At 36.7% G+C, this 20,050-nt stretch carries 17 protein-coding genes; 11 read left to right on the forward strand and 6 right to left on the reverse strand.

Going from position 1 to position 20,050, the window contains the following annotated elements; genetic code table 11:
• Positions 1-40 precede the first annotated feature (40 nt).
• The 3 genes from AC0KSB_RS02100 to AC0KSB_RS02110 are packed head-to-tail and all read left to right on the forward strand — an operon-like array spanning position 41 to position 2,088.
• Positions 41-793: a metal ABC transporter ATP-binding protein gene (locus AC0KSB_RS02100; protein ID WP_472306240.1), complete on the forward strand. Its 753-nt coding sequence runs from the start codon at positions 41-43 to the stop codon at positions 791-793.
• Between the two features lie 16 nt (positions 794-809).
• Entirely contained in the window at positions 810-1,667 is an 858-nt protein-coding gene (locus AC0KSB_RS02105) for a metal ABC transporter permease (RefSeq protein WP_472306242.1), read from the forward strand.
• Positions 1,660-2,088 (forward strand): Fur family transcriptional regulator, encoded by a 429-nt coding sequence (locus AC0KSB_RS02110; protein ID WP_472306244.1) that lies wholly within the window; start codon positions 1,660-1,662, stop codon positions 2,086-2,088. The genes AC0KSB_RS02105 and AC0KSB_RS02110 overlap by 8 nt, the downstream gene beginning before the upstream one ends.
• A 92-nt stretch (positions 2,089-2,180) precedes the next feature.
• Here the strand turns inward: AC0KSB_RS02110 and AC0KSB_RS02115 are convergent, their stop codons facing one another.
• Both AC0KSB_RS02115 and AC0KSB_RS02120 read right to left on the reverse strand, forming a co-directional pair.
• Complete coding sequence (locus tag AC0KSB_RS02115) at positions 2,181-4,094, reverse strand: DUF2207 domain-containing protein (protein ID WP_472306246.1); 1,914 nt, start codon at positions 4,092-4,094, stop codon at positions 2,181-2,183.
• A gap of 19 nt (positions 4,095-4,113) precedes the next feature.
• Positions 4,114-4,701 carry a LemA family protein gene (locus AC0KSB_RS02120; protein WP_472306248.1) on the reverse strand — a complete coding sequence of 196 codons (588 nt, stop codon included), beginning with the start codon at positions 4,699-4,701 and terminating at the stop codon, positions 4,114-4,116.
• 201 nt (positions 4,702-4,902) lie between these two features.
• Between AC0KSB_RS02120 and AC0KSB_RS02125 the strand changes: the two genes are divergently transcribed.
• The 6 genes from AC0KSB_RS02125 to AC0KSB_RS02150 all read left to right on the forward strand — a co-directional run bounded on the left by AC0KSB_RS02125 (position 4,903) and on the right by AC0KSB_RS02150 (position 14,665).
• Entirely contained in the window at positions 4,903-6,918 is a 2,016-nt protein-coding gene (locus AC0KSB_RS02125; protein WP_472306250.1) for an alpha amylase C-terminal domain-containing protein, read from the forward strand.
• A gap of 259 nt (positions 6,919-7,177) precedes the next feature.
• Positions 7,178-9,628: a S8 family serine peptidase gene (locus AC0KSB_RS02130; protein ID WP_472306252.1), complete on the forward strand. Its 2,451-nt coding sequence runs from the start codon at positions 7,178-7,180 to the stop codon at positions 9,626-9,628.
• A 24-nt stretch (positions 9,629-9,652) separates the two neighbouring features.
• Positions 9,653-11,017 (forward strand): cadherin-like beta sandwich domain-containing protein, encoded by a 1,365-nt coding sequence (locus tag AC0KSB_RS02135; RefSeq protein ID WP_472306254.1) that lies wholly within the window; start codon positions 9,653-9,655, stop codon positions 11,015-11,017.
• A gap of 142 nt (positions 11,018-11,159) precedes the next feature.
• Positions 11,160-12,428 (forward strand): acetate kinase, encoded by a 1,269-nt coding sequence (locus AC0KSB_RS02140; RefSeq protein WP_472306256.1) that lies wholly within the window; start codon positions 11,160-11,162, stop codon positions 12,426-12,428.
• Positions 12,429-12,483: 55 nt separating this feature from the next.
• Positions 12,484-13,980, forward strand: a complete 1,497-nt coding sequence (locus tag AC0KSB_RS02145; protein ID WP_472306258.1) for a DUF1538 domain-containing protein — start codon at positions 12,484-12,486, stop codon at positions 13,978-13,980.
• Positions 13,970-14,665: a P-II family nitrogen regulator gene (locus AC0KSB_RS02150; protein ID WP_472306260.1), complete on the forward strand. Its 696-nt coding sequence runs from the start codon at positions 13,970-13,972 to the stop codon at positions 14,663-14,665. The genes AC0KSB_RS02145 and AC0KSB_RS02150 overlap by 11 nt, the downstream gene beginning before the upstream one ends.
• 2 nt (positions 14,666-14,667) lie before the next feature.
• Here AC0KSB_RS02150 and arsA read toward each other — a convergent pair whose 3' ends face one another.
• Complete coding sequence (gene arsA / locus AC0KSB_RS02155) at positions 14,668-16,380, reverse strand: arsenical pump-driving ATPase (protein ID WP_472306574.1); 1,713 nt, start codon at positions 16,378-16,380, stop codon at positions 14,668-14,670.
• A gap of 65 nt (positions 16,381-16,445) precedes the next feature.
• Positions 16,446-16,766: an arsenite efflux transporter metallochaperone ArsD gene (gene arsD / locus AC0KSB_RS02160; RefSeq protein WP_472306262.1), complete on the reverse strand. Its 321-nt coding sequence runs from the start codon at positions 16,764-16,766 to the stop codon at positions 16,446-16,448.
• Positions 16,767-16,946: 180 nt separating this feature from the next.
• Between arsD and AC0KSB_RS02165 the strand changes: the two genes are divergently transcribed.
• Together AC0KSB_RS02165 and AC0KSB_RS02170 are read left to right on the forward strand one after the other, a co-directional pair.
• Positions 16,947-17,555, forward strand: a complete 609-nt coding sequence (locus AC0KSB_RS02165; protein ID WP_472306264.1) for a thioredoxin family protein — start codon at positions 16,947-16,949, stop codon at positions 17,553-17,555.
• A complete protein-coding gene (locus AC0KSB_RS02170) occupies positions 17,552-18,244 on the forward strand; it encodes a cytochrome c biogenesis CcdA family protein (RefSeq protein ID WP_472306266.1) in 693 nt (230 codons plus the stop codon). The genes AC0KSB_RS02165 and AC0KSB_RS02170 overlap by 4 nt, the downstream gene beginning before the upstream one ends.
• 71 nt (positions 18,245-18,315) lie before the next feature.
• Here the strand turns inward: AC0KSB_RS02170 and AC0KSB_RS02175 are convergent, their stop codons facing one another.
• On the reverse strand, positions 18,316-18,726 hold the full coding sequence (locus AC0KSB_RS02175) for an arsenate reductase ArsC (protein ID WP_472306268.1): 411 nt from the start codon (positions 18,724-18,726) through the stop codon (positions 18,316-18,318).
• A gap of 32 nt (positions 18,727-18,758) precedes the next feature.
• Positions 18,759-19,823: an ACR3 family arsenite efflux transporter gene (arsB, locus tag AC0KSB_RS02180; RefSeq protein WP_472306270.1), complete on the reverse strand. Its 1,065-nt coding sequence runs from the start codon at positions 19,821-19,823 to the stop codon at positions 18,759-18,761.
• Between the last annotated feature and the right edge of the window lie 227 nt (positions 19,824-20,050).

Here is a 20,050-nt window from a genome sequence, read left to right on the forward strand (position 1 = left end):
AATAATTGTTAATTAGCTTCAGCATTAAGAGGTGCCTGCAGTGCAAGCAGAGATAAAAAAAGAAAAAGAGGATGTTGCTGTAATAACAGTAAAAAATGTTAGTTTTGCCTACAGCAACAGCAATAATGTTCTAAACAATGTAAGTATGGCTGTGATGCCTGGTGAATTTGCTTCTTTGCAAGGATCTAATGGTTCTGGCAAAAGCACTTTGCTTAAAATTTTACTAGGAGAGCTAATGCCATTAACTGGAACCGTTGAATTAATGGGTCAAAATCCTACTCAGTTCAGTGATTGGATAAAAATAGGATATGTTGCACAAAATAAAGCGTCAAGCTATGGGGGGTTCCCGGCTACTGTTGAAGAAGTAGTTATGGCCCACTTGTATAAAACCATAGGATTTTTTAAACTGCCAGGTAAAAGAGAGCGCAAGCTTGTTAGTGCCGCTTTAGAACTTGTTGATATGCTTGAGTATGTAAAACGCCCAATAGGTGAATTGTCTGGTGGACAACAACAGCGGGTTTTACTGGCCAGGGCAATGGTAAATAATCCTGACCTTGTTTTGCTTGATGAACCGACTACAGGGGTTGATGCTAAAAATGCCAAAGCCCACTTTGAACTGCTGGCAAAGTTAAATCGTGAAATTGGATTAACTGTACTTATTGTTACGCATGACATGTCAAAAGCAGCTCAATATGTTAAGAAAACGTATTGCCTTGAAGATGGCAATATGGTATGCCTTAATAAAGATCAGATAATAGAAGAGCTTTCTCATCGTCATAAGCATCCGCATTAAAGCAAGAGAGGTATAGATGGAAATTTTGCAATATGACTTTATGCGCAGGGCATTGTTTGTTGGTCTTCTGTTAGCGATAATCATTCCTTGTGTAGGTGTAGTTGTAGTTTTTAAGCGTTTGTCAATGATTGGAGACGCACTTTCCCATACTTCTCTGGCCGGGGTTGCTATTGGTCTTGTAATGGGTTTTAATCCGGTTTTGGGAGCGATTGCTGTTAGTATAGTTGCAGCTCTGAGCATAGAAGCTATTCGTAAAAGAATACCAAGATATTCAGAGCTGTCTATTGCAATTGTAACATCAGCAGGAATTGGCTTAGCTGGTGTTATATCTGGATTTGTTCAAAGCTCGGCTAATTTTAATAGTTTTCTTTTTGGCAGTATTGTTGCCATAAGCCGTTTTGAACAATATCTGGTAACTGGTGTTGGAACAATTGTAGTTTTAGGCTTTTGGTTGTTATATAAAGAGCTGTTTTATATTGCTCTGGATGAGTCATCTGCGAGATTGGCCGGTGTGCCTGTGAAAACAGTGAACTTTATTTTTACTTTGCTAACGGCAATAACAGTTTCCATAGCGGCAAGAACAGTAGGGGCCCTTGTTGTTTCTTCTTTGATGGTAGTTCCTGTTGCTTGTGCCATGCAGATAGGCAGAAGTTATAAAAAGACTGTTGTGCTCTCTGTTGTATTTGCAGTTTTGTTTACTTTAAGTGGCTTGTTCATTTCATATTATGCTGGATTAAGACCAGGAGGAACCATAGTTCTTATAGGTGTAGTAAGTTTAATTTTTATATTGTTGTTAAAGACATTAATTTCCAAAATAAATTTCTTATACAGAGGGAAAAAAGCGGTTGTAAAGGTGGATCAGTGGAATGAGTAGGAATAATAAAGATCTGCAAAAAAAACTTGCTGATATAAAGCAGACCAGACCGCGCAAACTGGTTATAACTGTTTTGCAGGAGGCTAAAACCCCTATGAGTGCCTTGCAGATACAGTCTGAAATAGAAAAAAAGGGTGAGAATGTCTGGCTTTCAACAGTATATAGAATTTTGGATTTGCTGGTTGAGCGGGATATAGTTATAAAGAGTACTGTACTTGATCAGGAACAGTCTGTATTTGGACTTAACAGGTACGAACATACACATTATGCAGTGTGTGTAAGTTGTCATATGATAATCCCTATGGATAACTGTCCAATGGCGAGATCTGATTTTAATCCTGGGCTCAAAGATAAAAATTTCAAAGTGATTGGTCATAAAATAGAATTATACGGTTATTGTAACCAGTGTCAGGAAGAATAAAGAAAAAAATGCACCCTAGAATGTTAAGGCATCCAGGGTGCATTTAAATATGACGTTTTCTTTTTGCTTTTCTGGCAAAAGTAATATAACTATTACCAACGTCCGCCGCCGCCGCCGCCGAAGCCACCTCCAGAGAAACCGCCGCCGCCTCCGCCAAAGCTACCGCTGCCACCGCCGCTGCTGCTAGGAGGTTGAGAAATCATAACAGTATTCATTTGTGTTGCGGCTCTGTTCATCTGATTTGCAAAATGTAAAGCCGTAAATGTAGTCATTGTATCGGTATAGTACCAGGTAGGCGGTTGGATAGCTATACCTTCAAATTGTTTTGCCCACTTATTTGTGACATCAAGGACATAGGCATAAGGTAGTACATTATAAAAATATGCCGGGTTGTCATTAACTAATGTCTCTATTCGTTGTTTCTCCGCTCTTTGCATAAAACTACGGAATCCCATCAGGCGGGCAAAGAGCTTTTCACCTTCAATTGTTTTTCGGTTCATTAGTATAACAAAAGGAACAATTACCAGTGAAGAAAAAGCGGCAATTAATGAAGATTTATAAGGATCTAAAGAACTACTTAAAATTGTCATTGCTGATGTGAATTGAAAATTAAGCATAAGTATGCTTGGGATAATTACAGAGATGATTTTACCTGCCTTACTCTTAAGTTTCCATTTAAGCCGAGTATAGATAAGAAAAAGTATACCAGATAACATTACTATTGCATTAATGATACTGGTAATAATTAATGCGTCAGCATCCTCCAGCAGTCCAACAAAAAAAGTACGTGCAAATGATACTATTAACGGCAAAAAACAAATAAATATTCCTGCTATTTGTGCATGACTGCTTTTTTGCTCAAACGTATTATGCTGATGTGCTCCTTTCAGCTGATTTTTAGCTGTTTGCAATGTAGTATAAAAAGTTTCCTTTAATGAATCCAATTCAATATGATCGCCTTTTTTGAAAAGCCCTTTGAAAATAGTTAATTGATAGACTGGTTTATCAGCAGGTAGATCCTGCAGTTTTTTCAAAGATATTTTTTTGTTCTGCTCTATGATATTAATGTATCCCTGATCAGCCCAGTACATTATTAAAGCAATTAAGTCTTTATTGTCGGCCATACCGTCAGCCACGTAACCTGCATGGGCAGGATCAATACCATTTGGTGCATAGAATTCAACTGTCTCAGGTACCGGCCTATCACGACCCAGGCGCATATAAAGAATAATTATAAATGCCAGAGCCAGTATCGATATTCCTATAGTTGTAAAATCCAGGAATCCATTGTATCTGGCTTCTGTGAAATAGCCTTCAGGCAATTCTAAATAAACGGTTACCGCCTCAAATGCATTTAAGCCTTCAGGTACAGATCCGGAGATTGTTTTTCCGTCAACTTTATAATCAACAGCTTCATTATTTTCGCTGCCATAATAACCCGTAGTGAAGTTGATATCCTGTGAATCGAATTCGTTAGGCATCTGAATTGTAAAACTGAAATTAAGTATATTAGTGGTCCATTGTGGACCCAGTAGATTGAAGTAGAGAAAATCTGCCAGGCCTGAATGATCAGGTCCTGTGGTGTATGTATAACTGATCTCATATTGATATCTACCGTCAAGCCAGATATCAGGATCGCCAATACGTATTACTTTATTCCTGTTTTCCGTATATATATCTGTCTCATATCCAGGAACTTTAATGTCACGAATTTTTGCTCTGTACCTGCTTTCGTCAGCACCTGGCAAATCAACATTGAGCAGATAAGGTATATGCAGAAAAATCCCTCTACTGCTTTCAAGAAAATTAACGTCTATTTTTTGCCTGATTTCATAAACGTTAGCGTCGGTTAGGTTTACATCTATGTGAAAATTTTCAATTATATAGCCTGAATCAAGAGCCGCCTCAGTCTTTTCTGAGATTGCTAAAAAAGGCATTGCAGCAATGATTGAGCATATAAAAACTATAATAGTGTTTTTAAAAAAGGTTTTTTTGAAAACCCACATATTAGCCCCCCTGATCATATCAAAACTGAACCTTTACATTTTTTCTTTCCTGCTCATTATCTACCTCAAACATAGGAGATTTTTTAAATCCGAACATGCCGGCAATTATATTGCTGGGGAAAGATTCGACTTTTATATTAAATTCACGAACACAGGCATTATAATATTTGCGTGACTGAGCAATATCATTTTCAATCTCAGTTAACTGATTTTGTAAATTCATAAAATTAGTATTTGCTTTGAGATCCGGATATGCCTCGGCAACTGCGAATAAACTTTTTAATGTACCTGACAAAGCATTTTCTCCTGCCAGTCTCTGCTCTGGACTTGATGCCTGACTGATCATGCTTCTAGCTTGTATAACCTTTGTAAGAGTGTCCTTTTCATGAGATGCATAACCTTTAACAGTCTCTACAATGTTTGGAATAAGATCGAATCTTTTTTTCAGATAAACGTCCATAGTTGAAAAAGACTCTTCAACTATATTTTTCTTTTTAATAAATCCGTTATAAGTTCCTGCCAGCCAGAACAGTAGCAGAACTATAACTGCTGCTGTTATCAACAGCCCAATAGTACTTCCTGAAATAGATAGTGCAATATTTTGCATTTTTATTACCTCCATCGCTACGTAAATGATTAATAAAAAAATTCTTGTTAATAAATATTACCATATATATGATCTTTTATTTTCTTGCTGAGGTCAAGTCGAAGGGGAGACCGGTGGATATAATGATATTATCTGGCATATAATCGCCTTTAATTGTATGATATATATATATATATTCAGAGGCTGAGAGGAGAAAACATCATGACTACTTCTAAAGGCGACTGGGAAATACTAAAGATTGATCCTTGGCTTTCTTCTTATTATGATGATATTGAACTAAGGATGCAAAAATATAAAAATCTAAAGCAGCAGTTGCTAAAAAATCATTCAAATTTGAATGATTTTGCAAATGGACACCATTATTTTGGTTTTCACTGTGAAGAAGAAGGATGGTATTACAGAGAATGGGCTCCTGCAGCAGATGCGCTTTATTTAACTGGAGATTTTAATGAATGGAATAAAACTTCTCACCCTTTAATTAAAAAGAATGATGGCATCTGGGAGATATTTGTTGCAGGTAAAAACTCCCTGAAACATTTATCTATGGTGAAAGTGATTGTTCAAAGTAATGGCTATGAAAGGTATCGCATTCCGCTCTACATCAATAAAGTAGTCCAGGATCTTATAACACATGATTTTTGCGGGCAAATCTGGAAACCTGACGAAGAATTTAAATGGACCGATAAAGATTTTACTATACCAGCCAAACAGACCCCACTTATATATGAATCACATATTGGTATGGCTCAGGAAAAAGAGGGAATAGGTACTTATAAAGAATTCGCAGATTATATATTGCCGAGGATAAAAAGCCAAGGATACAATACTGTTCAGATTATGGCAGTAATGGAGCATCCTTATTATGCGTCTTTTGGCTATCATGTTTCTAATTTTTTTGCATCCTCTTCCTGGTTTGGAAATCCTGATGATTTGAAATATCTTGTAAATAAAGCTCATGAACTTGGAATAACAGTTCTTATGGATATTGTTCAGTCACATGCGGTAAAGAATATATCAGAGGGCATCAATGAATTTGATGGTACTGATTATCAATTTTTCCATTCAGGATCAAGGGGTAATCATTCTGCTTGGGATTCAAAAGTTTTTAATTATGGTAAACATGAGGTTATACACTTTTTGCTTTCCTGTATAAAATACTGGCTTGAGACTTTTCATTTTGATGGTTTCAGATTTGATGGTGTGACGTCTATGATTTATCTTGATCATGGACTAGGAACCGCTTTTGACAATTATGACAAATATTTCAGTCTAAATACTGATGTTGATGCAATTACATATTTGCAATTGGCGAATGATCTTATTCACGAGATAAACCCTCAAGCGATAAGTATAGCTGAGGATATGAGCGGCATGCCGGGAATGTGCCTTCCGGTCGAATATGGAGGCATAGGTTTTGATTACAGACTTGCCATGGGTATACCAGATTTTTGGATAAAGACTGTTAAGAAAAAAGATGAGGACTGGGATATGTGGCAGCTCTGGCATGAATTGACTACAGGGAGACCTGCAGAAAAGAAAATAAGCTATGCCGAATCACATGATCAGGCCTTGGTTGGTGATAAAACCCTTATTTTTCGTATGGCCGATCAGGAAATGTACTGGAGCATGAATAAGGATAGCAGCAATGTAGTAATAGACAGAGCAATTGCATTGCATAAAATGATCAGATTTATAACACTTCTTACCGGAGCAGATGGTTATTTGAATTTCATGGGTAATGAATTTGGACATCCTGAATGGATTGATTTCCCAAGAGAAGGAAATAACTGGAGCTACAAGTACTGTCGCCGCCAGTGGAGTCTGACGGATAGTCATTTTTTGCGTTATAGCGAATTGAATGAATTTGATATTGCTATGTTAAAACTGGTAGAGGATTATGATCTTTTGGGAATCGATCCTAAGCAATTATGGCTGAATCAAGAGGATAAAATAATTGCTTTTACCAAAAAAGAAATGATATTTATTTTTAATTTCCATCCTAATAAATCAATTGAACGGTTTTGCCTGCCGGTAAATATGCAAGGTGAGTGGAAAGTGGTGATTGATAGTGATGAATACAGATTTGGAGGTCAAGGAAGAATTTCTCATGACTCAATTTATAAATCCGTTTGGCTGTCAGATCAACAGGCCGAAGGTATAGTAATTTACAGCCCTTGCAGAACAGTAATTGTTTTGGGGAAGAATAAATTCGATTGATATTTGCTAAGTGGATAAATTTGCAAAAAACGTCAATTTTTGAATAAAATTTACTTTTAAATAGTTGATTATTGATATTATTAGTCTTTAAGAACGAATTAAATTGATGTCTTAGCTTTTTTTATAAATAAAAATATTAACGCCGATACTGCTGGATATGAGGTTTAAAAATTTACTATATATATTAAGTATATTTTGTGTTATTTTTTATTTAACAATATTTGTCACGGTATTCGTTTTGATTCGGATAGGATAATTAATGATTAAAAAAACATCTTCTTTATTTCTTAGTTTTGTAATTCTGGTGCTTTGTTTTAGTCCCTTTATGGTTTCTGCGGATAATCATGTAGAAATTGATTGTTTTGTAGAGTCCTCAGAGGTAGCTGATAATGAAAAAATAGAAACAGAAATTTCTTTATCTGATAGTGGCGATTATGAAATTCTTGTCTCTTTTGCAGAAACAGCAACCAGACTTGATAAATTTAAGCTTGATAGAAAATATACTGCATCTCTTACAGAGGAAATTGTCGATGAATTATATCTTCTGAATATTTCTTCAGGACAAAATTTAGAGCAGCTGCTGGAAAATATAGAATCTGAACCAGGCATAAAATATGCGCAGCCGAATTATATTTATAGACCTTCAGATTCAATCTCATCAGACTATTTAACTGGTTTATCAAACGATCTTGTAATTGACAGTCCCTTGTATTTTGCTGCTTCTACAATAAATGATCCAGGATTTTCAAATCAGTGGGCTTTAAATAATATTGGACAAAATTCCGGTACTGTAGGCATTGATATAAATATTCTGCCGGCCTGGGAGATTTCAACCGGCCTGGAAGATATAATTGTAGCAGTTATTGATACGGGTGTTGATATAAATCACCCAGATATTATAAATAATATCTGGATTAATCCTGGAGAAACTGCGGATGGTACAGATAGTGATGGTAATGGTTTTGTAGATGATCTGTACGGTTGGGATTTTGCCCGTAATATACCCATTGGTGCTGCCGGGTATCTTTCACACAATCATGGTACCCATGTTGCCGGAATAATTGCGGCTGAGCAAAATAATGGACAGGGAATAAGCGGTGTTGCTCCTAACATAAAGATTATGCCTATTAATTTTATGTCATATAGATCTTCTAATGAGAGTAAGCCTGTAGGATCCTCAAAGCTTGCTATAAAAGCAATTGAATATGCTAAAGACAATGGTGCTCATATAGTAAATGCTTCATGGGGGATAACCGGTTACTACGAACAAGCTTTAGAAAATGCAGTTGCTAGCAGTGGGATGTTATTTGCTGCAGCTGCCGGTAATAGTGGAAAAAACTCTGATTCTGCTTCTAACGCACAATATCCAGCTGCTTTCGAATTACCAAATATGATTTCTGTGGCGGCGATTACAAATACAGGCAGTCTGGCAAGCTTTTCTAATTATGGTGCCAAAAGTGTTCATCTTGCTGCTCCTGGAGCAAGTATTTTAAGCTTACTACCCCAAAACAGTTATGGAAATATGAGCGGCACATCTATGGCTGCACCTCATGTAAGTGGAATAGCCGCACTTATGTTGTCAGTTAATGCTGATCTTACTCCAAAAGATATTAAGGATATACTCATATCAAGTGTCAGGCCAATGAATAATATGGGCAGCACGATTTATAGTGCCGGAATAGTGGATGCAAGCAAGGCTGTAAATATGTCTGCTAATTACGGTACAAGTACAACAAAACATCAGGTTATTTTCCGTGACTGGAATAATACCTTATTAAAAAGAGAATATGTAACTTATAACAGTTCGGCAAAGGCTCCTGCAAGCCCCAAAAGAACAGGCTATACCTTTACCGGCTGGGATACTGATTTTTCTAAAGTTGTTTCTCCATTATCCATAAAAGCAAATTATAAAATAAACACATATACAGTTCAGTTCAGAGATTGGAATGGAAATATCCTGAAAACAGAAAAAGTCAATTATAATCAAGGGGCTACTGCTCCTGCAAATCCTAAAAGAACAGGCTATACCTTTACCGGCTGGGACAAAACTTTTAGCAAAATAACTTCTAATCTAACAGTTACGGCAAATTATAGGATAAATACATATACGGTTCAGTTTAAAAACTGGGATGGAACTGTCTTAAAAACAGAAAAAGTACCTTATAACAATAGTGCAACTGCTCCTGCAAATCCTGCACGAGCTGGATATGTTTTTAATGGCTGGAACTCTGACTTTAAAAATATAAAAAAGGATACGGTAATAACTGCTGTTTATCGGTTGGCAAAATTATCGACAAGTAGTAATTCACAACTTACAATAGATCAAAACAATAATTTTATCCGAGGAATAACTGCTGGCACAACAGTAAACAGTGTATACTCTCAGTTTGTCAATCCGGAAAATACTATACGATTGCTGGCTTCAAACGGTCAAACGATTAATGATCGAAATAGCTTACTTGCTACAGGGATGAAAATACAATTGACAGATGGCAGTGATCAAAAAAATATTATTATAAGAGGAGATGTCAATGGTGATGGACAGATTAGTGCATTAGATCTGTTGCAGGTCAAGCAGCATCTTATGGGCAGAAGTTCATTGCAGTCGGTTTACTATGAAGCTGGTAAAATAGGCGGACAGGAACAGTTATCCGCATTAGATCTTTTACAGATGAAAAGACATCTGCTGGGTCAGATAGATATTAGATAGAATAACAAGTGATAGGAGCAATTTATGCCAACTATAAATAAAATTCGTAAAAATACAGGACTTATAATTGTTGTTTTCGCAATACTTATGGTTAATGTAGCCAGTGTTTCGGCAGCTGGTGCATCTTTTTCCTTATCTACATCATCAGGAACAATAAGGGTAGGTGACACGATCACTATAACAGGATCTGTCAGTGCAGCAGCAGCTATTGCCACTTTTGATCTTGATGTTACATATGATCCTAGTCTGCTTGAATTTCAAGGTGCGCAGGCTGCCGGTTCTGTTTCATCAAGTGAGCTTGATATAGGAGTTTCTACTGGTAGAATCCAGTTTTTGTATCTGGACGATGGCGGAGGAACCAGTGGTATAACAGGTGGAAATATTTTTCAACTTTCTTTTAGGGTAATTGGAGGTCAAGCTGGAAATACGGCAGGGTTAAATTATAATATCAGAACAGTAGGAGATGCATCGGCTCAGGCGATGACCGCTTCCGGTTCAGGTGTAGGCATGAGCATTGCTGCTCCGAGATCCAGTAATAATAATCTTAAATCTTTATCAGCAACTCCCGGCAGTATTTCACCTGCTTTTTCTCCTGGGGTCACGAGTTATACAATGTCAGTTCCTTTTGAGGTTGATAGAATAAATCTGCAGGCTGCCGCTGAAGACACAAATGCATCAGTTAATATCAGTAGTCCTGGATTAGCTGCCGGAGGTAGGACTACACTTAGTGTTACTGTAACTGCCGAATCAGGTGCACAAAAGACATATTCTATTGTTGTGACAAGAGCAGAAGATCCTAATTATGTGCCGGAAAGTAATTCTGATTTAGCAAGTCTTTCCGTTGAAGGGTTTGCCATTTCACCTGCTTTTTCACCCGATCAAAAAGAATATATAGTGTATCTGCCGTTTGAAATACAAAACATAAATATAGCTGCATCCGCAGCAGGGTCAAAGGCCAAAGGTATAGATATAAAAGGCAATAATAACTTGATTGCAGGTCAGGTGAATATTGTTGAAATAACAGTTATAGCGGAAGATGATTCTGAACAGGTGTATTTAATAGCTGCTTTTAGGGCAGAAGAATTTACCAGTCTTGATGATATAAATGTTTCACTAGGTTTGGCAGAAGAACCTGTAAATGCAACAGAGCCAGAGCCTGAAATTAAGATTACTGAAGAAATAATAGTTACAGAAACGATTCAATTAGAAGAAGTGGAATCTGATTTGCCTGATTCAGAAGATAAAAAAGTGCATATAGGCAGATTTTTATTTGTATTTATGATTATAATTATTGTAGCGCTTATGGTAGCTTTGAGTTATATGTCTTTTCTGTTTTATAGATTAAAGCAAAAAGAATTAAAAGACTCCATTAAAGATTTTGAAAAATAAAGAATTATTTATTAATTCACAAAATACAGTTGTTTAATAGGTATTATTTCCCTAAAAAATGAATGAATGTTAGAATAGAGTGAATCTATAGTCAATCAGCTATAATAAAAATGCAGCTGTCTTTTATAAGCGGGAGGTAGAAATGACAAAGCATATAATGGTTCTTAATTGTGGTAGTTCCTCAGCCAAATTTAATTTGTTTAGACTGGAAAAAGAGAATATACTTAGTCCGGTTTTGCAAGGGGTTGTAGAGGAAATTGGCAATATTGACAAAAGTCTTCTCAAATATTCTGCTGACGGCAAGAAAGAGAAAATCAGCAAACCGGTTGTAAACCACCAAAATGCACTTCTTGGGATATTTGAGCTCTTAACTCAATTAGGTATAGATAGAGAATCGATTTGTGCTGTTGGTCATAGAGTTGTACATGGTGGAGAAGCTTATTCAGGCAGCGTTAAAGTTGATGAAAAAGTTATAGAGACTATTAGAAGCCTTATACCTATTGCGCCGCTTCATAATCCGCCTAATCTTGTAGGTATTGAAGAAAGCATTAAACTCCTTCCCAACGTTCCGCAGGTGGCGGTTTTTGACACTGCTTTCCATGGATCTTTACCAGAGCAGGCATATAGATATGCTGTACCATCGTCTTGGTATGAGAAAATGGGAGTTCGTAAATTCGGGTTTCACGGCACATCCCATATGTATGTTGCAAAAAGGGCTGCCCGCATATTGAATAAGCCTTTTGACCAGTTTTGCGGCATAACCGCCCACCTTGGTAATGGTTGCAGTATAACAAAAATTGAAAATGGAAAGTCGGTTGATACAAGTATGGGATTTACGCCTTTGGAAGGTGTAATAATGGGTACAAGATCTGGAGATATTGATCCTGCTTTGATAAGTCATGTTGCAAGTACTCTGGCAGTTGAAAATTCGCTTGAAAAGGGAGAAGCATACGATAAGGTTATGCATGCTCTTAATAAAGAAAGTGGACTTAAAGCCCTGGCTGATACAAATATGATGCAGGTTGTAAGACAAAAGGCTGAAGATGGCAATCTGGAGGCTCAGATTGCAATTAATATTTATGCTTATAGAATCGCAAAATATATTGGACAATACTGGGCGACCTTGCCTTGCGCGGATGCTCTTGTTTTTACCGCCGGACTTGGTGAAAATGAAGGATATGTGCGCAAAAAAATTCTGAATTATCTTGCTAATCTTGATTTTGAAATAGATGATAAAAAGAATGCAATTCGAGGTGAAGAAATCACTATAGCGGTGAGCAATATTAAATCTGCGTCTCCTTTCAGAGTAATGGTTATTCCTACTGATGAAGAAGCTGTGATAGGGTATGACACACTTTATTTGGGATATCTTGGGCAAAATATCCCGTCAGTGTACCCGTTTGAACAATAATAAAAACAGATCAACAGCATTTACTGTTATTTTTAATTTATGAGGTGGAAAAACTTTGTCTATCTTGTTTTACAAGTTTAAGGAAGTGGTGCTATCTTTAGCCCCTGTGGTAGTGATCGTATTATTACTTCACTTCTTTTTGACTCCGCTGACAACTTGGCAATTGCTTCGTTTTTTAATAGGTTCGATTTTTGTAATTATTGGGTTGTCGATATTTCTTGTAGGCATAGATCTAGGAATTTCTCCCTTTGCTGATCGTCTGGGCGAAACAATTGCAAAAAGTGGCAAAATCCGTATAGTTGCTCTTGCAGGTTTGCTGCTTGGTTTTTTTATTTCGATGGCTGAACCTTCACTACATATTCTTGCTTCAGAGATTAGCGTAGTAACTGATGGTGGAATTGACCGCTGGATTCTAATTATAGTAGTTTCTGCAGGAATTTCTTTATTGGTTTCAGCAGGTTTGATAAGAATATTGTATAATACCCCACTCTATATTATCCTTACGGTGCTATATATAATAATATTTTTGCTTTCCTTTTTTGTTCCTTCAGATTTTCTGGCAATTGCTTTTGATGCTTCCGGAGCGACAACAGGTGCAATGGCTGTGCCCTTTTTACTCTCTCTTGCACTTGGTATAGCCAAGATGAAAAAAGATGGCAAATCTTCAGAGAAAGATAGTTTTGGACTTGTTGCCATAGCTTCTGCCGGAGCAATTATTGCAGTTCAGATAATGAGTCTTTTTGCTGATAATATTATTGCTCCAGATGAGCTTAGTAATTATTCTGGAACAGACAAAGCAGTCTGGAGTCCCTTTATAAATGAAATGTTAAATGAAGCTTTTAATTCCTTATTATCAATAGCTCCTTTATTTATCATTTTTCTTGTCTGCCAGTTATTCTTTTTTTCCCTGAAACGGAAGTTTTTTATCCGTATTTCACGAGGTTTTTACTATGCCTGGATAGGACTGGTTATTTTTATGGCTGGTGTTAACGCCGGGTTCATGGAAGTTGGCCGTGAAATAGGTTCAGAACTGGCAGCCTTTAGCAAAACTACTCCTCTGGTTGTTGTAGGATTTATTTTAGGTCTTAGTAGTGTGCTGGCTGAACCTGCTGTTCATGTTCTTACTCAGCAGATTGAAGAAGTTACAAGCGGATCAATTAGGCGCATTTCTGTACTTATGGTTTTAGCATTAGGCGTTGGTATTGCAATTGCTTTATCTGTTTTGAGGATTCTAATACCAGCGTTTGAATTATGGCATATACTTTTACCGGGATATATTATAGCTGTTTTATTGTCGCATGTTGGCTCTAAGTTATTTGTAGGTATTTCTTTTGATGCAGGTGGAGTAGCATCAGGTCCAATGACTGCTACCTTTATTTTGGCATATATGCAGGGGGCTGCAAATGCTACAGAAGGAGCAAACATACTTATTGATGGATTCGGTGTTATCGCTCTGGTTGCATTAACCCCCATATTAACACTTCAAGTGCTAGGATTGATGTACAGGAGAAAATCTTTGGTGAGATCAGGAGTTGATAAAGATGATGATTGAAGATTGTGACAGCAGAATATTTATTATAGTGGCTATAGTTGATAAGGGTAAAGGCAGTAAAGTTCTTAAGCTTTGCCGGCAGTCCGGTATCAGTGGAGGTACAATTTGCTATGGTAATGGAACTGTAGGGCAGAGCATGTTTACCTGGCTTGATAATGCAGGCGTAAGAAAAGAAATTGTCATTATGGCAGCTCCTGAAAAAAAGGTCGAATCCTCACTTGATTATCTTAATCATAAGCTGAAATTAAGCAAACCTGGTCATGGCATTCTATTCACGATTGCCTTGGAGGAAATATATGGTTCCAAAAATTGCAGCATGTCTGCAGAAGATGATTTAAATTATATAAGTGATATTGAGGAGCGAGGTGTAAAAGCGGTGGATAATTTGTATAAAGCGATTTTTACTATAGTTGACAGGGGGAACTCGGAATTAGTTATTGAATCTGCTGAGCAGGCAGGTGCAAAAGGTGCAACTATAATTAATGCACGTGGAGCCGGCTCTCATGAAACCAGCACATTGTTTTCAATGCTGGTGGAGCCGGAAAAGGAAATCATACTGATTATCGCTGAGGAAATTCGCGTAGATGCAATTACAACTGCTATCAGATCGGCTGCTGAGCTTGACAAACCAGGTAAAGGCATACTTTTCGTAGCTGCCGTTGATAAAACCATGGGGCTATATTAAATTTAACTTGTTAGCTGAAAAATTTCCAGAATATTGCTATCTGTAATTTCGGCATCCGTCCAGGCTATTAATGCTCCATTGCCTTTTGTATGCTTGTTTATTTTATTGATCCACTGTATCTCATTACTACTTTTAGCTCTAATCAATAAATTTGTTGAATTAGTTTTAAACATTGAAGCATTGATAATCCACCATTTAACACTAATACCTGCACGATCCAGATCGTCTTCGAGGCGCTTGGCTTCATGATAAGGCGTTTCTTCAGGCAATGTAACAATCACTACGGCTGTTTCTTTTTTGTTCCTCAATCTAGGCAAAAGATTTCTGACTGAAGCAGTAACTTCTCCTGCAGACCGTTCAACCTCTTTAGCATAACTTTGTGACGAGTCCATCAGTAGCAGGGTATGCCCCGTAGGTGCTGTGTCTATAACCACAACCTTTTCATTTGCTTTTTCAACAATATCTGCAAATGCACGGAAAACTGCAATTTCCTGAGTGCAAGGAGATCTTAAATCTTCTTCTATATATGCAATATCTGACGCCGATGCCTTGTTGGCAATAGCTTTTGCAAGGACTTCTTTACGATAAATCTCTAATTGTTTATGTTCATCAATCCGACTCATTGTTATTAGGTTAGTTTCCGAAATTATATAGTCCAGATGTGCTGCGGGATCTGTTGTTGCCAGATGAACCTTTTTGCCTTTTTGGGCAAGACCTAGTGCAATAGCCGCTGCCATGGTTGTCTTACCTACCCCGCCTTTTCCCATAGTGAAAATCACTTTTTTATTGCTTTCAAACAAGTCATTAATTACATTCTTCAGACCTGGTAAATCCTGATCTGAAATTTTGTGTTCTGAAACTATATATTTATCATCAGTTAGCATATTTCTGATGTTTTTTATTCCAGAGATATTATAAGCTCGCATAGGAACATAGAATGTTTTTTTGTTTTTCAGTTCCGCTGGCATTGCTTTTAGCGCTTTTCTCTGTTTTTCGTATAAACTTTTAGAAGTCTGATCATCATATTTTTCCAGCAAGCCGTTTACTAACAGCAGCTGATTATTTATGCCTATTGATTGGAGTTCTTTAGAGGCACGCTCTGCCTCTTTCAAAGGAGTTTCATCTGGTCTTGTGATAAGCAATAATGTCGTGAGTTTACTATCTGCTAATGTTGAAACGGCATTTGCGTACATTTCTTTCTTATCACCTAGTCCAGAAAGCTGTCCCAAGCAAGATGCTCCATGAGCATTATTTGATATAAAATCATTCCAGGCTGAAGGTAATTGTAACAATCTCAGTGTATGCCCTGTAGGAGCGGTATCAAAAACAATATGATCATAATCATTGCTGATATTGGAATCCGTTAAGAAATGCGCAAATTCATTAAAGGCTGCAATCTCAACTGTACATGAGCCCGATAACTGCTCTTCCATATTTCTAATAACTGATTCCGGCAATTTGCCTCTGTATGGAGCTACAACACTATCTTTGTAATTTGCTGCTGATTCAATAGGGTCGAGATTAGCAACTGTTAGTCCCGGAACATCATCAATTTTTTTACCAAGACTGCTCAGTTTGGTATTAAAAACGTCCTGTAGATTAGATGCCGGATCTGTACTTATTAATAATACTTTTTGCCCCTGGTCGGCAAGATTGACAGCAAAAGAACAGGCAATAGAAGTCTTACCAACTCCTCCTTTGCCTGTAAAAAACATATATTTAGTTAAATTAACATTATTGATATCAAGAATGTTCAAAAGTATCACCCCAAAGCTCTTTCTTAAGCAAAAAAATTATCAGTAAGTTCAAGAAGATTTATCAGTTCATTATTGTCGGGATATCTGCCTTTAAGTACGATTTCATCATTTACCATAGTTATTGGTAGAACGTCTAAACTTTCGCTATTAATTATTTTATTTATTTTTATGTTTGAAATAAATTTTTCTGGAGAATTAGAAAGGTTATGTCTTTCTGCTTTGATCCCAGATTTTTCTAATTTGTTAAAGATTGATGAAATTCTTAGAAGTTCAGGATCCACGCTTACTCCGCAAAGTCCTGTGGAACAACACATCGCTGGTTCATATATAGAAATTGATTTCATTTGTTTTACCTCATCTTTCTAAAATGATTACTTGCAAAAATTCTAACTACACTAAAGTATAGTTTGAACATTGATAGTTGTCAATATTCAAATGTTTGAATGTTGTGTTATCACATTTATTGACAACTATCAATGTTATTAGTAAAATTCTCAATATTACAAATAAATAAAGAGGTTATTATGACTAAAATAACTAAAAAAAGTAAGATCAATGATAAATTTTCTGCTAATAATGAGAATGCAAACCATATTGATAATAAGCACCGCTCTTTAATTTTTCGTGTTGCTATTGTTCTTATTATTCTTGTTTCTATTGTTACAATTTATTTTATAAAAAACCCATTGGGGGGCGGGAATAATTCTAAAGAATACGATTCTTCAGAATTTGCACTAGATGCTACTGATAATTTTGATATGGAAGAATTACTTTCATACAATATGCCAATGATAATTGATTTTGGTGCAGATTCCTGTGAACCGTGTAAATTAATGGCACCGATCCTAGAAGAGCTTAATCAGGAGCTTAGGGGGAAAGCTATTATTAAGTTTATTGATGTATGGAAAAATTCCTCCGCCGGTAGCGATTTCCCTATACAGGCTATACCTACACAGTTCTTCTTTAATGCTGACGGATCTCCTTATGTTTTTGAAGATCCAGAAACTGCTGCAAGACAGGGATTCATAATGTATACCCTTCGTGATACAGGTGAACATGTATACACAGCACATCAAGGTTTTTTGGATAAAGAATCTATGCTGGATATATTAAAGGAAATGGGGCTGGAATGATAAATCAATTTCTTGAGCAGATTAGTATAATAATTCTAGATAATATGTGGCTTGCTCCACTTATTGCTTTGCTGGGAGGCGTGTTAACAGCTTTTACGCCTTGCTCTCTTTCCAGTGTGCCTCTTATAATTGGTTATGTTGGAGGCTATGCCGGTAATAATACAAAAAAAGCTTTTAGATACTCGCTTGTTTTTTGCAGTGGAATGGCAATTACTTTTACAACGTTAGGAATTACAGCATCCTTGCTAGGGAGACTAATGCAGGTTGCTGGTTCCTGGTGGTATATTTTGCTGGGTATTATAATGGTTTTAATGGCTCTTCAGACTTGGGAAGTTGTTACAATAATTCCTCAATCTGCTTTAATGACAAAAAATAATAAAAAAGGGTATCTGGGAGCCTGGTTGGCTGGAATGCTCGGTGGTTTGTTTGCTTCTCCATGTGCGACCCCTGTATTAGTGGCACTGTTGGCGATAGTAGCACGTGATGGGCGTATTTTGCTGGGAGCAGTGCTACTGCTTTTATACTCAATAGGACATAGTATCCTTTTGATGGTAGCAGGTACATTTATTGGATTTGTTAAACAGCTGTCAAGATCAAATAAATATGGTCTTATAAGTAAAATTTTAAAGATGCTAATGGGAGCGGTAATTCTTTTGCTTGGATTATATCTACTTTATCAAGGCTTCTAAAAAAAGAGTGTTACAAAATTTTGCAACACTCTTCTTTTCATTGGTATATCGTCAAAGCTAATATTTGTAAATTATAGTTTTTCAGATAACAAATCTTCTTTTAGTTCTAAAATTTTACTCTCTATTACTTTGATTGTATTAATAAAGATTTCGTCCGATTTGCCGCTTGGATCTTCCAGACCCCAGTCGAATCTTTTTTTGCAAGGAAGATAAGGACAGTCGACATTGCAACCCATTGTAATAACATAATCAACAGACGGTATCTCGTTGATCAATTTGGAATACTGGGTCTTTTCCATATCAATACCATAAATCTGTTTCATAAGCCTTACCGCGTCCTTATTAATCTCCGGCTTTGTCTCTGTGCCTGCTGAATAGCTTTCAAAAGCATCAGATGCAAGATGTCTACCAAGTGCCTCGGCAATCTGTGATCTACAGGAATTGTGGACACATATAAAAGCAACTTTTACCTTTTGTTTCATTTAAAATCTCCATTAATTTTTTTGTTGATATTTCAAGCAGTTTGTTTAGGTTCTGGTGGAAACCAGTCTGTTGTTTTGTTGGCAATTTTTACTAATGTAAGCATTACAGGCACTTCTACCAAAACACCAACTATGGTAGCCAAAGCAACCGGTGAGGTAGGTCCAAATAATGAAATAGCGACTGCTACAGCAAGTTCAAAGAAATTTGATGCTCCGATCATGCCTGCAGGCGCCGCAACACAGTGGTAAAGTTTTAACTTTCTTGAGGTGAAATAAGCAATGAAAAAAACCAGGAAAGTCTGAATGGTAAGCGGTATAGCTATTAGTAAAATATGAAGAGGATTGCTTAGTATAACATCGCCCTGGAAAGAAAAGATAATTACAAGCGTCAGTAGAAGACCACCAATTGTTACGTTATTAAATTTGGTTATAAATGAATTATTAAAATAATCTAAACCTTTGTGTTTAATAATTTTGACACGGGTGAAAACGCCCCCCACGAGAGGAACAACAACAAAAAGAACCACAGATAGTATCAATGTTGCCCACGGAATGGTAAAACCGCTTATTCCCAATAACAAAGCAACGATTGGAGTGAAAGCAACAAGAATAATCAAATCATTTGTAGCAACCTGGACTACTGTATATGCTGCATTTCCCTTTGTAAGATAACTCCAGACGAAGACCATGGCAGTGCAAGGTGCTGCTCCAAGTATAACCGCACCTGCTAGATAGCTTTGGGCCAGATCAGATGGGATAAAATTTTTAAATATAACAAAGAAGAATACCCAGGCAATACCGAACATTGTAAATGGTTTGATAAGCCAGTTAACAACCCAGGTTACATATAATCCCTTGGGGTTTTTGCCTACGAATTTAACACTGGCAAAATCTACTTTCATCATCATGGGATAAATCATTAGCCAGATAAGTATAGCAATTGGAATTGATACCTCAGCATAAGTGAATTTGCCAAGAAAGTCTGGTATCTGTGGCAAGAATTTGCCGATCAGAACGCCAGCTGCCATGCATAATATTACCCATAGCGAAAGATATTTTTCAAAAAAACTAATTCCCTGTATTTTTTTATTTTTCATTAAGCCGCCCCCTAGTGTTTCTATCAAGATGAATTAATTCTAAACCGAATATAGATATATGTCAATATGGACACATATCTATATTGTTGTCTTTTAGGAGGGGGTTATTAAAAATAGCCATCTGTGATATAATACTAACAAATTTGGGTGTAAATAATGTATAAATGTTAATTAGAACCCTGCTATCACTTTATCGTGTCATCCTAAACGGAAATTTTAACATGAAA

It is taken from the genome of Ercella succinigenes (assembly GCF_900002895.1).

Coding starts and splice junctions, on each gene's coding strand:
- AC0KSB_RS02165 (WP_472306264.1), top strand. CDS start 16,947: ATGACTAAAATAACTAAAAAAAGTAAGATCAATGATAAATTTTCTGCT.
- arsA (WP_472306574.1), bottom strand. CDS start 16,380: ATGTTTTTTACAGGCAAAGGAGGAGTTGGTAAGACTTCTATTGCCTGT.
- AC0KSB_RS02110 (WP_472306244.1), top strand. CDS start 1,660: ATGAGTAGGAATAATAAAGATCTGCAAAAAAAACTTGCTGATATAAAG.
- AC0KSB_RS02115 (WP_472306246.1), bottom strand. CDS start 4,094: ATGTGGGTTTTCAAAAAAACCTTTTTTAAAAACACTATTATAGTTTTT.
- arsB (WP_472306270.1), bottom strand. CDS start 19,823: ATGAAAAATAAAAAAATACAGGGAATTAGTTTTTTTGAAAAATATCTT.
- AC0KSB_RS02130 (WP_472306252.1), top strand. CDS start 7,178: ATGATTAAAAAAACATCTTCTTTATTTCTTAGTTTTGTAATTCTGGTG.
- AC0KSB_RS02120 (WP_472306248.1), bottom strand. CDS start 4,701: ATGCAAAATATTGCACTATCTATTTCAGGAAGTACTATTGGGCTGTTG.
- AC0KSB_RS02105 (WP_472306242.1), top strand. CDS start 810: ATGGAAATTTTGCAATATGACTTTATGCGCAGGGCATTGTTTGTTGGT.
- AC0KSB_RS02125 (WP_472306250.1), top strand. CDS start 4,903: ATGACTACTTCTAAAGGCGACTGGGAAATACTAAAGATTGATCCTTGG.
- AC0KSB_RS02175 (WP_472306268.1), bottom strand. CDS start 18,726: ATGAAACAAAAGGTAAAAGTTGCTTTTATATGTGTCCACAATTCCTGT.
- arsD (WP_472306262.1), bottom strand. CDS start 16,766: ATGAAATCAATTTCTATATATGAACCAGCGATGTGTTGTTCCACAGGA.
- AC0KSB_RS02170 (WP_472306266.1), top strand. CDS start 17,552: ATGATAAATCAATTTCTTGAGCAGATTAGTATAATAATTCTAGATAAT.
- AC0KSB_RS02140 (WP_472306256.1), top strand. CDS start 11,160: ATGACAAAGCATATAATGGTTCTTAATTGTGGTAGTTCCTCAGCCAAA.
- AC0KSB_RS02135 (WP_472306254.1), top strand. CDS start 9,653: ATGCCAACTATAAATAAAATTCGTAAAAATACAGGACTTATAATTGTT.
- AC0KSB_RS02150 (WP_472306260.1), top strand. CDS start 13,970: ATGATGATTGAAGATTGTGACAGCAGAATATTTATTATAGTGGCTATA.